This is a genomic window from Maricaulis sp. CAU 1757, assembly GCF_054482675.1.
Window position 1 is genome coordinate 463,092 of record NZ_JBTLRI010000002.1, and the last position, 13,547, is coordinate 476,638.

Here is a 13,547-nt window from a genome sequence, read left to right on the forward strand (position 1 = left end):
AAAATACACCAGACGGGGCCGACCGAAATCCACCCGCCCTACTCCGCGTAACAGACGGCCTTGGCCGCCTTGACGATGTCATCCGTGCCCGGCAGGGACAGCTTTTCCAGATTGCCGGCATAGGGCAGCGGCACGTCTTCCTGGTGCACCCGGGCCGGCGGGGCGTCGAGATAATCGAAGGCTTCCGCGGTCACCACGGCGGCGATTTCGGCGCCGACGCCCATCCGGCCCCAGCCTTCCTCGGCGCAGACAATGCGATTGGTTTTCTTGACCGAATTGACCACCGTCTCGGTGTCCAACGGGCGCAGCGTGCGCAGGTCGATGACCTCGGCGTCGATACCATCCCCGGCCAGGATTTCCGCCGCTTCCAGCGCGAAACCGACCATGCGGCTGTGCGCCGTAATGGTCACGTCGGAGCCCTCGCGGCGCACCTTGGCCTTGCCGATCGGCAGCACCCAGTCGTCGACATCCGGGATGTCGAAGGTCTCGCCGTAGATCAGCTCGTGTTCGAGGAAAACCACTGGGTTGGGATCGCGGATCGCCGCCTTTAAAAGACCCTTGGCGTCGGCCGCGTCATAGGGCGCGATGACCTTGAGGCCGGGCACATTGGCATACCAGGCCGAATAGTCCTGGCTGTGCTGGGCACCGACCCGGCTGGCCGCCGAATTGGGGCCGCGGAACACGATCGGACAGCCCATCTGGCCGCCGGACATGTACAGCGTCTTGGCCGCCGAATTGATGATGTGGTCGATCGCCTGCATGGCGAAGTTGAAGGTCATGAACTCGACGATCGGCTTGAGCCCGTTGAAGGCCGCACCGACACCCAGGCCGGCAAAGCCGTGCTCGGTGATCGGCGTGTCGACCACGCGCTTCGGCCCGAATTCGTCGAGCAGGCCGCGAGTGACCTTGTAGGCGCCCTGGTACTCGGCCACTTCCTCGCCGATCACGAACACCGTGTCGTCACGCCGCATTTCCTCGGCCATGGCATCGCGCAAGGCATCCCGCACGGTGATCTCGACCATCTTCGTACCGTCCGGGATTTCCGGGTCCGATGCGTTCGAGGCCGCATGGTCGATACGCTCGACCTGAGCGCTATCGGCGCTCTTGGTCTCTTCGGCGGGCGCGGTTTCGCGCGCGGGCTTGTCTTCGGCCTTCGCTGTCGGAGCCTCGATGTCGGACGCGTCCTCGCCCTCTTCCGCCAGCAGGGCGATCGGCGAATTGACCTTGACGCCTTCCGTGCCGGCCTCGACCAGCAGTTTGGCGACGACGCCTTCCTCAACCGCTTCCACTTCCATGGTCGCCTTGTCGGTCTCGATCTCGGCGATGACGTCACCGCTCTCGACGGTGTCGCCTTCCTTGACGAGCCATTTGGCCAGCGTGCCCTCTTCCATGGTGGGAGACAGGGCGGGCATGAGGACTTCGATCGACATGGTCAGGTATGTCCTGTGTTGATTACAGGCGCCCACGGACTAGCCGTTGGCGGCCTCGGGTTTGTAGCGCAGCGCGTGCTGGCGCATTTTCGTGGCAAATTCGATCAGCGTGTTGAGCGGTCGGATCAGCACTTCGATGCGGCACATGCAGCCATCATCATCGAGCGAGATCTTGTCGATACCGACCAGGCCCATTCCATCCACTTCACCGGTGAACTCGAGGATGATCTCGTTCGTCTCCACCCATTGCTGGCGATACTTGAAGCCTTCAATGGTGGTGATCACGCCCATCAGGATATGGATCAGGTAGCGCTTGTCGGCCGACGGCTTCCAGACAACCGGCGAGTGCAGCTCGCAGCCCTCGGCGATAATGCTGTCCAGAAGCGCCGCATCGCGCGTCTCCACGGCCTTGTGCCAGGTATCGATGAAATGCTTGACCTGCGGTGTCATGACTGTCCTCCCCCGAAAAACACGCACTCCGCCACGTTGCGCGCCGAGAGGCGAGCAATCGATGCAGTGTGCGGGTCCAGGGCGCGGCCAGCTGTCATGGCGTCAGGCCTCCAACAGTACGTCGGTATAGAGCTCGCTGGGATCGGGCTCCGGGCTTTCCTTGGCGAAATCGGCCGCTTCGGCGACATGCGCCTTGATTTCCTTGTCGATCGCCTTGAGCTCGTCCTCACTGGCATGACCGCCATCGATGAGACGCTTCTTGACCAGATCGATCGGGTCGGACTGGGTGCGGATGTCGTCAACTTCCTCGCGCGTCCGGTACTTGGCCGGATCGGACATGGAGTGGCCGCGATAGCGATAGGTCTTCATCTCCAGGATGAAGGGGCCTTTGCCCGAGCGTGCGTGCTTGACGGCCTTCTCCGCCGCGGCGCGCACAGCCTCGACATCCATGCCGTCGACCTGCTCACCGGGAATGCCGAAGCTGGCGCCGCGCTTGTACAGCTCGACCTCGGACGACGCCCGCTTGACCGAGGTGCCCATGGCATACTGGTTGTTCTCGATCACATATATGACCGGCAGGTCCCAGAGCTTGGCCATGTTGAAGCTCTCATAGACCTGGCCCTGGTTGGCCGCACCATCGCCGAAATAGGCGACAGCGATCTTGCCATTGTCCTTGTATCGGTCGGCAAAGGCGAGGCCGGTACCGAGCGCCACCTGGGCGCCGACAATGCCGTGGCCGCCGTAGAAATGCTTCTCGCGGGAGAACATGTGCATCGAGCCGCCCTTGCCGCGCGAATAGCCACCCTCGCGACCGGTCAGCTCCGCCATGACGCCCTTGGCGGTCATCCCCGTGGCCAGCATGTGAGCGTGGTCGCGGTATCCGGTGATCACCTGGTCGCCGTCTTCCAGCGCCGCCTGTATCCCGGTCACCACGGCCTCCTGGCCGATATAGAGGTGACAGAAGCCGGCAATCAGGCCCATGCCATACAATTGGCCGGCCTTTTCCTCGAACCGCCGCATCAGCAGCATGTCGCGATAGTACTGAAGGAGTTCGTCTTTTCCCGCCGCTTTCGGCTTGGACGACTTGGATGAGCGTTTCGTGGCCATTTATTCGCACGCGAAATATTAGCTCCGCGTTCCCCTGAAACTGATACCGGGCCATACCAGATAGTGCGGCGCAGCGGCAAGAGGGCCAGTGGGTTCTGTCAGGTAGCGCGTGCTCGGAACGCGGTTCGAATCGCTAGGGAAAAGCCGAAATCAGACGTACAGTGCACCCGGGCGATCTGCCCTGTCATGCAAAGGAATGCGTCATGGCCAAAGGCCAACAACGCGGCAACCGCGAAGCCAAGAAGCCGAAAGCGGAAAAACCCAAGAAGCACAATGCGTCGCAACCATCGACCAAACCCGGCGCCGTCGCCGGTCTGGAGCACATGAAGCGCTAGGCGCTGATCCAATCAGTGAAATCTGGGGAATGCCCGGCCGCAGCGTCAGTCAGCGCTGCGGATCGGGTTCGATCTCGACGATGTAATCGCGCGGATGCGCCACGTTGAGGATATCGCGGGCCCGCTCCTCGACATAATCGAGATCGAGGCTGTCCGAGCGCAAGCGCGAAGCAGTGACCTCCAGCGCCTCGCGCTCGGCCCGGGCCACGGCCAGTTCGGCTTCGGCGCTGCGAATCTCGTTCTCAACCACGATCCAGTTGAGCACGCCCTGCTCGCCTGTCAGCGCGTGATAGCCGAAATAGGCAATCGCGACAGCGAGAAAGAAACTCAATCCGAGGCGCTTGAGAGCGTCCACCACCACATTCCTTTTGTCTGGCGTCTGAGCGCCATTTCTTGACTGGAATCGAGTAGACAGGATCAGCGTTTAGGAAGCGTGAATCGGTACCGATCAGTCGCGGCTGTAAAAGCGCGGCACGACGAAGACCAGGAACAGTGCGAGCAGGACCGCGATCGTTGCCGAGATGATCAGCGGCATCGGGCCGACCACCGCCGCTGAACCGGTATAACCCTCGGTTCCCCCCGCCATTTCCCGCGACATTTCAGCAATTTCCGGCTGTTTTGAGAAGGCTTCGATCCAACCCGCATAGGCCGCTGCGATCGACGCGGCGACGTCCGGCAGACGGGCGTACAGCCAGGCAAGGTCGATACCGACGCGCTCCGCCAGGTCCAAGGCCGAGACGATGAAACTGAACAGCGCCGCCAGGAAAACCAGCGTCTTGGTGACAAAACCCATATCCGCCCTCCGCGTCGATTGGGATCGAGCATAGCGGACCCGTCAGCAAGCCGGAACGCCGAATCGAAACGGACCCGGCCAGGTCTCCCCGGCCGGGTCCGCAGGCGTGCCACGACGCCCACGTCAGTCGCGCGGGACTTCCTGCAGGTGGCGCACTGTCACCGTGGCATTGCCCTGCTGGCAGAAGGACATGTCGGCTGGACTGCCCTCGATGCGCACCCACTCGCCATTGGTGAAGGGAATGTCGTCGCTGACGATGGAATAGGTATCGCCATCGCGGGTCGTCAGCAGATGGCATTCCGTGCCCTGCGACACCTCGCCTTCCAGCGTCCAGATGTCGCGGCGCTCGCCCTGGTCATGACCGTCATCATCGCCGTAGTCGGGCTGGTCGTCATGGTCGTGATCGCCGCGCGGATGGTCATGGCCGCCATGATGGTCCTCGCCATCGACGACTTCGAAATCATTGGATTTCAGTGTCAGGCCGCGGTCGGTATCGACCACGAAGGTCAGGACCTGACCGTCGCGGGCCCAGTCGGGGACTTCGGTCTCGGCACTGAGCCGGCCGTCGGAACCGACCTGTACTGTATCGATCGCCTGCCACTCCGAGGAACGTGGGCCGGCACCGATGGTTACCCAGTCACCGGGCCGCAGATTGCGCGCTTCAAGCTCGACCGGGCTGCCCGGCGGGCCGACATTCGGTTCGATCGAGAAGCCGAACTGGCGGTCCTGGCGAGGGATCGCGATCTCCTCACCCGGACGCAGGGCCCAGGGGTCGGTGCCCTCGTTCTCGTTCATCAGGTCGAACAGGGACAGGCCGAAGCGCTGGGCAACCTCGAAGAAGGTGTCGCCTTCGCGCACCTCGTAGCTTTCGCGGTCCGGCTGGCCATGGCGGTCCTGTGGCGAACCCGGATTGGCCTCAAGACGAATCACGGTGCCAACTTCCAGCCTGCGCGGATCGAGGTCCGGATTGAGTTCCATGATCCGGTTCAGCGATACCCGGCAGCTTTGCGAGACCGCGTGCAGCGTGTCACCGCGCTCGATCTGGTAGTGCGCACCGCACTGCGAGGACTGCGCCTGCACCGCACCGGCCGACAATGCCAGTGCGGCCGACGAAATGGTGGTGAATAGGATGGGTTTCAGGTGGGACATGGCATTTGTCTCCGTCTGCTGAATACGCACCCAAAGAATGGATTCTGCTCCAATTTGTTCCGGAAACGTGAGGGCGAAAGCTCCTCATTCGGCCAGCAGAAAGCCCGCCACAGTGCTCTGCGACGGGCTTTCTTGAATTCAGGCGTGGGAAGCTGGGCTTAGCTCGCCAGGCCGGTATCGCCGGCATACATTCCGCTCTGACCCAGCTGGGCTTCGATCCGCAGCAGCTGGTTGTACTTGGCCGTGCGGTCGGAGCGGGCCAGAGAACCAGTCTTGATCTGCCCGCAATTGGTCGCCACGGCGAGGTCGGCAATCGTTGAATCCTCGGTCTCGCCCGAGCGGTGGCTCATCACCGCGCCGTACCCGGAGCGCAGCGCCATGTCGACGGCATCCAGGGTCTCAGTCAGCGTGCCGATCTGGTTGACCTTGATCAGGATGGCATTGCCGGCACCGGTTTCGATGCCGTGTGCGAGCCGCTCCGGATTGGTCACGAACAGGTCGTCTCCGACCAGTTGGCAGCGTCCGTCGAGCGTGTCGGTCAGTGCCTTCCAGCCCTCCCAGTCGTCCTCCGCCATGCCGTCCTCGATCGACAGGATGGGATACTGGTCGACCAGCTTGGCCAGGTAGGCAGCGAAACCGTCCGCATCATGCGTGGCGCCGGCACCTTCCAGGACGTACTTCCCGTTCTTGTAGAACTCGGTCGAGGCCACATCGAGGGCCAGGCCCACCTCTTCGCCAGGCTTGTAACCGGCGCTCTCGATGGCCGCCATGATGACGTCGAGCGCCTGCTCCGCCGAGGTCAGGTTCGGGGCGAAACCGCCCTCGTCCCCGACATTGGTGTTGAGGCCGTCCGCCTTGAGCCGTGACTTGAGAGCATGGAAGACCTCGGCACCGCAGCGCAGGGCTTCGGAAAAGCTCGGCAGGCCGACCGGCATGATCATGAATTCCTGGAAGTCGATCGGATTGTCGGCGTGGGCGCCGCCATTGATGATATTCATCATCGGGGTCGGCAGGACGCGAGCATTGAGGCCGCCGACATAGCGGTAGAGCGGCATGGCCTGCGCTTCCGCGGCCGCCCGGGCAATCGCCAGCGACACACCCAGCGTCGCATTGGCGCCCAGGCGTGATTTGTTGGCCGTGCCGTCGAGCTCAATCAGCGTGTCGTCGATCTGACGCTGCTGCTCGGCATCGAGCCCTGCCAGGGTCTCGAAGATCTCGCCTTCCACAGCCTCGATGGCCTTGCGCACGCCCTTGCCGTTATAGCGCTCGTCGCCATCGCGCATCTCGACGGCTTCGTGCTGGCCTGTCGAGGCGCCCGACGGGACCGCTGCGCGGCCGAGGCTGCCATCTTCCAGCAGGACGTCGACTTCGACCGTCGGATTACCCCGGCTGTCGAGGATTTCGCGGGCGAGGATGTCTACGATGGCGGTCATGGCATTAGGCTCCGGCAGTTGGATGGGTCCGCGCGCTTGATAGCCCGTTGCGCCACGGAGGCAAGTGTTTCGGCCTCTACGGCCGCCTGCTGGGCGCAGGATAAGGAAAAGCGCGCCCGGCAACACCGGACGCGCTTGTCATGATCTTCCAGTTCAGCCGCCCGCAGGCGACTGCCGGCGACGAATCAATCGTCTTTCGGCTCGAGAATCTGGCGACCGCGATACATGCCGGACTTCAGGTCGACATGGTGCGGACGGCGCAGCTCGCCACTATCCTTGTCTTCCACGTAGACCGGGTTGGACAGCTTGTCGTGGCTGCGGCGCATGCCGCGCTTGCTCGGCGTCGTTTTACGCTTAGGGACGGCCATGAGCCTCTCCACAGTTTGAAAATCACGGATCCGGACAGCCCCGAGCCATCCGGTTGAGCCGCGCCGTATACCCGCTTCGATCCCGGCGTGCAAGCCTGGCCTGCCGTGCCCGTGCCCGGCGGGCAGCGCGGATCAGTGAACGTCGATTTCGGCGCCCATGAAAGCGCTGAATTCATGCCGCTCCGGTTTCCCGTAAACATCGATTTCAGCGCCCATCCGCGCCGCCACTTCGGCGCGTTGCGTGGCGTGTACGGACCCAGAGCCGCCGGTCGAAGCATCCACCTCGACGCGTTCGCACACCAGATCGCGGGCATTGAGCATGCCGCCGGTATTGAGATCGAGTTCCATCTCGCTGCACGTCCCGGTGATTCGCACCATGGCTCCGGTGTTGACGGCGACATCCAGCATGTCCGCACTCAGGCCATCGACTTCGGCCGAGACACCGCGGTGAAAATCGAGGCCCATCAGGCTGGGCACGGTAATACGCACCGTGACGTCCAGCATCTCGTTGTCCGACCACCAGCGTCGGTCCTGACGCACCACCAGCTCGCCCCGGTTCACCTCGATGTCCAGCTTGTCGAAATCACCGGCCGAGCCTTCCAGCACCACCGAGTGGCTGTCCCCGATACTGGCCACCAGGTTGAACTGGCCGCCGGCATTGAGGCTCGAGAATATTTCCGTCTCGACAACCAGGCTGTCCTGGGCTGCCGCCAGGCCGGAGCTTCCCAACATCAGGGCAAGGGCACCTGTCGCAATGGACTTCATGCTGTTCTCCATGTCTCCCCGCCGTCACAGTCTAGCGGCTTCCCCCATTCGATGCATCCGGCCCCCGATTTGGATGCAACACGCCAGTGTGTGCGACACGCAATTGCTCCACAATCGCATTCTGGCGGAAAACGGACATCGTCCGGCAATGGAGGGTTGGGCGTGAATTACGATGATTACGGGACCTGGTCGAAACGCATTTCGGACTGGTCCGTGAGTTATCTCAAGAGTCTGCGAGGGCGTCCTGTCCGCTCCCCTTCACGCCCCGGCGACGTGCTCGCCGGCCTGCCCCGGACACCACCGGAAGACGCCGTGTCGATGGACACGATCTTCGCCGATTTCGAACGTCTCGTACCGGACGCGATGACCCATTGGCAGCACCCGCGCTTCTTCGCCTATTTTCCCGCCAATGCCGCGCCAGCATCGATGCTGGCCGAACAGCTGGTCTCAACCATGGCTGCGCAATGCATGCTCTGGCAGACCTCACCGGCGGCGACGGAGATGGAAATACGCATGATTGACTGGTTGCGCCAGGCGCTCGGCTTGCCGGACGGCTGGCGCGGCGTGATTCAGGACAGCGCGTCCTCGGCCACCCTGTGCGCCATCATGACCATGCGTGAGCGGGCCCTGGACTGGCGCGGCAACCAGTCCGGCCTGGCGGGCCATGCAGCTCCGCGCATCTATGCCTCGGCCCAGGTTCATTCCTCGATCGACAAGGCGTGCTGGGTCGCCGGCATCGGTCAGGACAATCTGGTCAAGATCGCCACTAAGGCGGATCACGGGATGGACCCGGAGGCCCTGCGCGTGGCCATCGCTTCAGACCGCGCCGCCGGTCATCTGCCCGCCGGAATCATCATCTGCACCGGTGGCACCGCCATCGGTGCATGCGATCCGGTGGCCGACATCGTGGCCATCGCCAAAGCTGAAAACCTTTACACTCATGTTGACGCCGCCTGGGCCGGCTCCGCCATGATCTGCGAGGAATTCCGGCATCTCTGGGACGGGGTCGACGGCGTCGATTCGCTGGTCTTCAACCCGCACAAATGGCTTGGCGCCCAATTCGACTGCTCGGTGCAGTTCCTCGCCGATCCGGCGGCGCAGTTGCGCTCCCTCACCCTGCGGCCGGACTATCTGGAAACTCCCGGCGAGAGCGACATCGTCAACCAGTCGGAGTGGACCATTCCGCTGGGCCGACGTTTCCGGGCGCTCAAGCTGTGGTTCCTGATCAGGGCCTATGGGCTGGACGGGCTACGCACCCGCATCCGCAATCATGTCGCCTGGTCACGCGACGCCGCGGCGGCCATCGCCGCCCTGCCCGGGCTGCACATCGTGACGGAGCCGTCGCTCAGCCTGTTCAGCTTCGCCTGTTCGGCCGGAGATGATGCCACCGCCGACCTGCTCGCTCGCATCAATGCCGATGGTCGCACCTATCTGACCCAGACCCGCCATGAGGGAGCCTACGTCATCCGCTTCCAGGTCGGCCAGTTCGACTGCACCCGGGAGGATGTGATGGACGCTGTTGCGGTGATTGCAGAGCTTGCCGAAGCGGCCTGATCAGACCATCCGGCTCTGGTGCAGCGCCGCCGCGATGAAGCTGGCGAACAAGGGGTGCGGATCAAACGGGCGTGACTTGTATTCCGGGTGGAACTGCACGCCGATGAACCAGGGATGGTCCTTGATCTCGACGATCTCCGGCAGGATCCCGTCCGGCGACAGGCCCGAGAAGATCAGCCCCGCCTCTTCCAGTTTGTCGCGCCAGTGGACGTTGACTTCATAGCGATGGCGGTGGCGCTCCTCGATGTGCGCCGACCCGTAGATTTCGCGCACCCGGCTGCCCTCGGTGAGCACCGCCGGATAGGCGCCGAGACGCATGGTGCCGCCCAGGTCCCCGTCCACGGCGCGTGTCTCGATCTCATTGCCGCGAGCCCATTCGGTAAGCAAGCCGATGACCGGTTCGCCGTCCTCGCTGAACTCGGTCGAAACCGCGTTCTCGACACCGACCAGGTTGCGCATCGCTTCCAGCACGGCCATCTGCATGCCGTAGCAAATGCCGAAGAAAGGCACCTTGCGCTCGCGAGCGAACTTGGCGGCGGCAATCTTGCCTTCCACGCCGCGCTCGCCGAATCCACCGGGCACCAGCACGCCGTGCACGTCCTCGAGCGGTTCGAACGGGTCATCTTTCTCAAACTGCTCGCTGTCGAGCCATTTCAGCTTGACCTTTACGCCATTGGCGATGCCGCCGTGGGTGAGCGCCTCGATCAGTGATTTGTAGGCATCCAGCAGGCCGACATACTTGCCGACGACGCCAATCGTCACTTCACCGTCCGGATTGGCGATGGTGTCGGAAATCGTCGTCCAGCGCGACAGGTCGGGCTCCGGAGCGTCATCAATGCCGAAATTGCGCAGGATCTCCGAATCCAGGCCCTGGCGGTGGTATTCCAGCGGCACGTCATACAGCGACGCCGCGTCGCGACCCTCGATGACCGCGCTTTCCTTGACGTTGCAGAACTGAGCGATCTTGCGCTTGTCGCCCGGCAGGATCGGGATCTCGCAGCGGCACAACAGAATATCCGGCTGGATGCCGATCGAGCGCAATTCCTTCACCGAGTGCTGGGTCGGCTTGGTCTTCATTTCGCCGGCCACCTTGATGAAAGGCAGCAGGGTGACATGCAGGAAGACGGCGTTGTCCTCGCCCAGTTCCTGGCCGAGCTGCCGGATCGCCTCGAAGAAGGGCAGGCCCTCGATGTCACCGACTGTGCCGCCGATCTCGCACAGCACGAAATCCACGTCGCCGGCATCGGACAGGACGAATTGCTTGATCTGGTCGGTAACGTGCGGAATCACCTGCACCGTGGCGCCCAGATAGTCACCCCGGCGCTCGCGCTCGATGATGCGCGAGTAAATGCGCCCGGTGGTGATATTGTCGGCCTGGCTGGCCGGCACGCCGGTGAAGCGCTCATAGTGACCCAGATCGAGATCGGTCTCGGCACCGTCATCCGTCACATAACATTCGCCGTGCTGGTAGGGCGACATCGTGCCCGGGTCGACATTCAGATACGGGTCCAGCTTGCGCAGGCGCACCTTGTACCCGCGCGCTTGGAGCAGCGCACCGACTGCGGCTGAAGCGAGGCCTTTTCCGAGCGAGGAGACCACGCCGCCGGTAATGAAAATATATCGCGGCATGGGCCGTCTGATTATCCGAGATTCGCCCGCGCCGAAAGACGCGAGACTGATTTTCCAGAAAAAAGCTTGAAGGCGCTAGGCGCGGATCAGCCGTCGGTCGGGACCGGAACGCCAGTTTCATCGTCCTCGACGACGTCCTCGATCGCCACCGGAACGTCGCGATCAAACACGCTGCGACCGTCAGCGCCGATACTGGAGACAACGGCCAGCAGGATCGAGTTGGCGATAAACACGCCGCCCAGGGCCATGGTTGTCCGGGTCAGCACGCTGGCCGCGCCGCGGCTCGACATCATGCCGCCGCCACCGCCACCAATGCCGAGGGCTCCCCCTTCTGAACGCTGCAGAAGGATGACTGCCGTCAGGCCAGCCGCGACGAGCAGCTGGATGATCAGGAGAACCGGGAGCAAAGCTTGCATGAAATACCGCCGTCAATCACAGGCCGATCTGGCCAAAACCCTGAACGGGACCGCCTGGCGGGTCGACCAAAGGTCGCCGCCGGGAAATGTCCCGTCACATGGCGGCGCGTTTTATACCAGGCTCGCTGGCTTGGCCAGCATCGTCTGCGGTGGCTTGCGCCTCGGCTGCGGCTTGCGCGGCGGCCTTGCGCTGCGCAGCCATGGCGGCCTTGGCCTGCAATCGCCGGCGCAGATTGCCGACGGTACGGCCGATCTCGTCCTTGGAACGCTCGAGGCTGTCGCCGTTCGCGAACGCGGCGTAGGCGCCCATCGACAATTCCTTGATCAGGCGAAGCGTCGAGGGCTTGGCACCCTCGCCAGTACCAAGCGAGACGATCTGGTCCATCAAGGCGGCCACGACCTCGCCGGCCTCCTGTCGGCCCGCCTTGTTGATCAGGCTGCGGAGCTCGGCCGATGATTTCTGCAGGTCGCGCACGTCGAGCGGAATCACGGACGCCCCTTCTTTGGCGTCCAGGTGCAGCTCAACCGTAACGACGATCCGCATGGCAACACGCCGAACACGCTCGTTTGCGACCATTGCCTTGGCTTCCTTGACCCAGCCATTGGCCTCGTTGAGCATCGTGGTGTCGTTCTCGACGATGGCCTGCAGGAAGTTGGGCACCGAGATCGGTGCCGCATCGGTACCGCGCTGATCGTCCTTGCGACGGTCAGGGCCGATGTAATCGGAGGTGACGATGAAGTCCTTGCGATTCTTGATCAGCGTGCGCACGCGCTCTTCGGCAAACATGGTGGAAAACGGTCGCACGATGACATCGTCGGCGCCGCATTCAATGGCCTTGCGGATGTGATTGGTATCCCGGCTCCACGTGGTCAGCAGGAATACGGCAAACGGGTTTGAACCGACTTCATTGCGACGCACCGACCGGACAAGCTTGAACACGTCCGCATCCGAGCCGCTGGAATCCGCCACAACCAGCGCAGGCGACGTTTCCGAGAGCGCGGACTTGAACTCCGTCAGGGAGGTCACGCAGGAGATCTGTCGGAAGCCCATTTCGTGCAGGGCATAACGTGTGGTGCGCTGGTTGACGTGAATTGGATCAAACAGAAGCACTGACGCCCGGGCGTAGTCGGAATCGGCCATACTCGGTATTGCTCCCGCAATCGCTCATCGCTTCAAAATCAAGGCTGCACCATGCCGTGAAGAAGTTTCAAAGCGCTTACCGAGATAGTTAGGATTGACCACCAAATGCGCGAATTATCGCGTTAAAATCAGCTGGTTTCAGACTGGCACCACCGACCAGCGCGCCGTCCACATCAACCAGGGCGAGCAGTTCGGCCGCGTTTCCCGGCTTCACCGATCCACCATAGAGCACTGAAGTATTTGACGGATCAGGCAAGTGTTTGCGGATCGAAGCATGCATCGCCGCGACATCATCGACCGAAGCCGTCAGCCCAGTGCCAATGGCCCAGACCGGCTCATAAGCTATGACCAGATGCTGAGCATTCGCTTGCTTTGGCAGCGATCCGGCGAGTTGGCGGGCAACCACGGCTTCCGCCTCCCCGGCCTCTCGCTGGTCCCGGGTTTCGCCGACGCAGATGATCGGAACCAGCCCGGCGGCTTGCGCGGCTTCCGCTTTTGCCCGCACATCGCAATCACGCTCGCCATGGTCCTGACGGCGTTCAGAATGTCCGACAATGACATGGCTGGCCCCGGCATCCCGCAGCATCGCGGCCGAAACATCCCCAGTATGTGCGCCTGACGTCTCGGCATGGCAATCCTGGCCACCGACCAGAACACCCGTTCCACGTGCTGCCTCGGCACTCGCAGCCAGCAGGGTCGCCGGTGGACAGATCAGGACTTTCAGTGACTTTGCCTCGGGAACCCGGATTTCGTTGAAGAAGGCCAAGTCTGCCCGACGGCCGTGCATCTTCCAATTGCCTGCGATCAGTGTGGTCCGGGTCATGGGCGCTCCAAAGCCGTCATCTGGATCTGTTGGTTGTTTCGAGCAGTAATGCCCATCGCCGGTAGGGGCAATCGCAGCAAGGCCACGAAGTACAGCCTGACAGTGCCTTGCGCTTGTAAGCGGAAAACCACGCCGTTACCTTCCGCGCAAACTT

15 protein-coding genes are annotated in these 13,547 nt (G+C 62.8%); 2 read left to right on the forward strand and 13 right to left on the reverse strand.

What is annotated here, in order from left to right:
* Nucleotides 1-38: 38 nt before the first annotated feature.
* The 3 genes from ACXYMR_RS08485 to pdhA all read right to left on the reverse strand — a co-directional run bounded on the left by ACXYMR_RS08485 (nucleotide 39) and on the right by pdhA (nucleotide 2,987).
* Entirely contained in the window at nucleotides 39-1,430 is a 1,392-nt protein-coding gene (locus ACXYMR_RS08485; protein ID WP_458942420.1) for a pyruvate dehydrogenase complex E1 component subunit beta, read from the reverse strand.
* Nucleotides 1,431-1,469: 39 nt separating this feature from the next.
* Nucleotides 1,470-1,880, reverse strand: coding sequence for a nuclear transport factor 2 family protein (locus ACXYMR_RS08490; RefSeq protein ID WP_458942421.1), 411 nt, complete (start codon nucleotides 1,878-1,880; stop codon nucleotides 1,470-1,472).
* A gap of 102 nt (nucleotides 1,881-1,982) precedes the next feature.
* On the reverse strand, nucleotides 1,983-2,987 hold the full coding sequence (gene pdhA / locus ACXYMR_RS08495) for a pyruvate dehydrogenase (acetyl-transferring) E1 component subunit alpha (RefSeq protein ID WP_458942422.1): 1,005 nt from the start codon (nucleotides 2,985-2,987) through the stop codon (nucleotides 1,983-1,985).
* A gap of 203 nt (nucleotides 2,988-3,190) precedes the next feature.
* Between pdhA and ACXYMR_RS08500 the strand changes: the two genes are divergently transcribed.
* Nucleotides 3,191-3,322, forward strand: a complete 132-nt coding sequence (locus ACXYMR_RS08500; protein WP_458942423.1) for a hypothetical protein — start codon at nucleotides 3,191-3,193, stop codon at nucleotides 3,320-3,322.
* 49 nt (nucleotides 3,323-3,371) lie between these two features.
* On the opposite strand, the gene ACXYMR_RS08505 is transcribed toward ACXYMR_RS08500, so the two are convergent.
* The 6 genes from ACXYMR_RS08505 to ACXYMR_RS08530 form a co-directional block, all read right to left on the reverse strand.
* The gene (locus ACXYMR_RS08505; protein ID WP_458942424.1) at nucleotides 3,372-3,677 is read right to left on the reverse strand and encodes an FtsB family cell division protein; all 306 of its coding nucleotides are present in this window, start codon (nucleotides 3,675-3,677) and stop codon (nucleotides 3,372-3,374) included.
* Nucleotides 3,678-3,770: 93 nt separating this feature from the next.
* Complete coding sequence (locus tag ACXYMR_RS08510; protein ID WP_458942425.1) at nucleotides 3,771-4,115, reverse strand: hypothetical protein; 345 nt, start codon at nucleotides 4,113-4,115, stop codon at nucleotides 3,771-3,773.
* A gap of 123 nt (nucleotides 4,116-4,238) precedes the next feature.
* Nucleotides 4,239-5,264 (reverse strand): LysM peptidoglycan-binding domain-containing protein, encoded by a 1,026-nt coding sequence (locus ACXYMR_RS08515; RefSeq protein WP_458942426.1) that lies wholly within the window; start codon nucleotides 5,262-5,264, stop codon nucleotides 4,239-4,241.
* A gap of 158 nt (nucleotides 5,265-5,422) precedes the next feature.
* Entirely contained in the window at nucleotides 5,423-6,697 is a 1,275-nt protein-coding gene (gene eno, locus ACXYMR_RS08520; protein WP_458942427.1) for a phosphopyruvate hydratase, read from the reverse strand.
* A gap of 185 nt (nucleotides 6,698-6,882) precedes the next feature.
* Nucleotides 6,883-7,065 carry a 50S ribosomal protein L32 gene (gene rpmF, locus ACXYMR_RS08525; RefSeq protein WP_458942428.1) on the reverse strand — a complete coding sequence of 61 codons (183 nt, stop codon included), beginning with the start codon at nucleotides 7,063-7,065 and terminating at the stop codon, nucleotides 6,883-6,885.
* A 132-nt stretch (nucleotides 7,066-7,197) separates the two neighbouring features.
* Nucleotides 7,198-7,830 carry a head GIN domain-containing protein gene (locus tag ACXYMR_RS08530; protein WP_458942429.1) on the reverse strand — a complete coding sequence of 211 codons (633 nt, stop codon included), beginning with the start codon at nucleotides 7,828-7,830 and terminating at the stop codon, nucleotides 7,198-7,200.
* 162 nt (nucleotides 7,831-7,992) lie between these two features.
* Between ACXYMR_RS08530 and ACXYMR_RS08535 the strand changes: the two genes are divergently transcribed.
* Nucleotides 7,993-9,384 carry a pyridoxal phosphate-dependent decarboxylase family protein gene (locus ACXYMR_RS08535; RefSeq protein WP_458942430.1) on the forward strand — a complete coding sequence of 464 codons (1,392 nt, stop codon included), beginning with the start codon at nucleotides 7,993-7,995 and terminating at the stop codon, nucleotides 9,382-9,384.
* On the opposite strand, the gene ACXYMR_RS08540 is transcribed toward ACXYMR_RS08535, so the two are convergent.
* From ACXYMR_RS08540 to tpiA, 4 genes are all read right to left on the reverse strand, one after another.
* Nucleotides 9,385-11,013, reverse strand: coding sequence for a CTP synthase (locus ACXYMR_RS08540; RefSeq protein WP_458942431.1), 1,629 nt, complete (start codon nucleotides 11,011-11,013; stop codon nucleotides 9,385-9,387).
* Between the two features lie 86 nt (nucleotides 11,014-11,099).
* Nucleotides 11,100-11,429, reverse strand: a complete 330-nt coding sequence (gene secG, locus ACXYMR_RS08545; RefSeq protein ID WP_458942432.1) for a preprotein translocase subunit SecG — start codon at nucleotides 11,427-11,429, stop codon at nucleotides 11,100-11,102.
* A 94-nt stretch (nucleotides 11,430-11,523) separates the two neighbouring features.
* Nucleotides 11,524-12,570, reverse strand: coding sequence for a response regulator (locus tag ACXYMR_RS08550; RefSeq protein WP_458942433.1), 1,047 nt, complete (start codon nucleotides 12,568-12,570; stop codon nucleotides 11,524-11,526).
* An 88-nt stretch (nucleotides 12,571-12,658) separates the two neighbouring features.
* Complete coding sequence (gene tpiA, locus ACXYMR_RS08555) at nucleotides 12,659-13,393, reverse strand: triose-phosphate isomerase (protein WP_458942434.1); 735 nt, start codon at nucleotides 13,391-13,393, stop codon at nucleotides 12,659-12,661.
* Nucleotides 13,394-13,547: the final 154 nt, after the last annotated feature.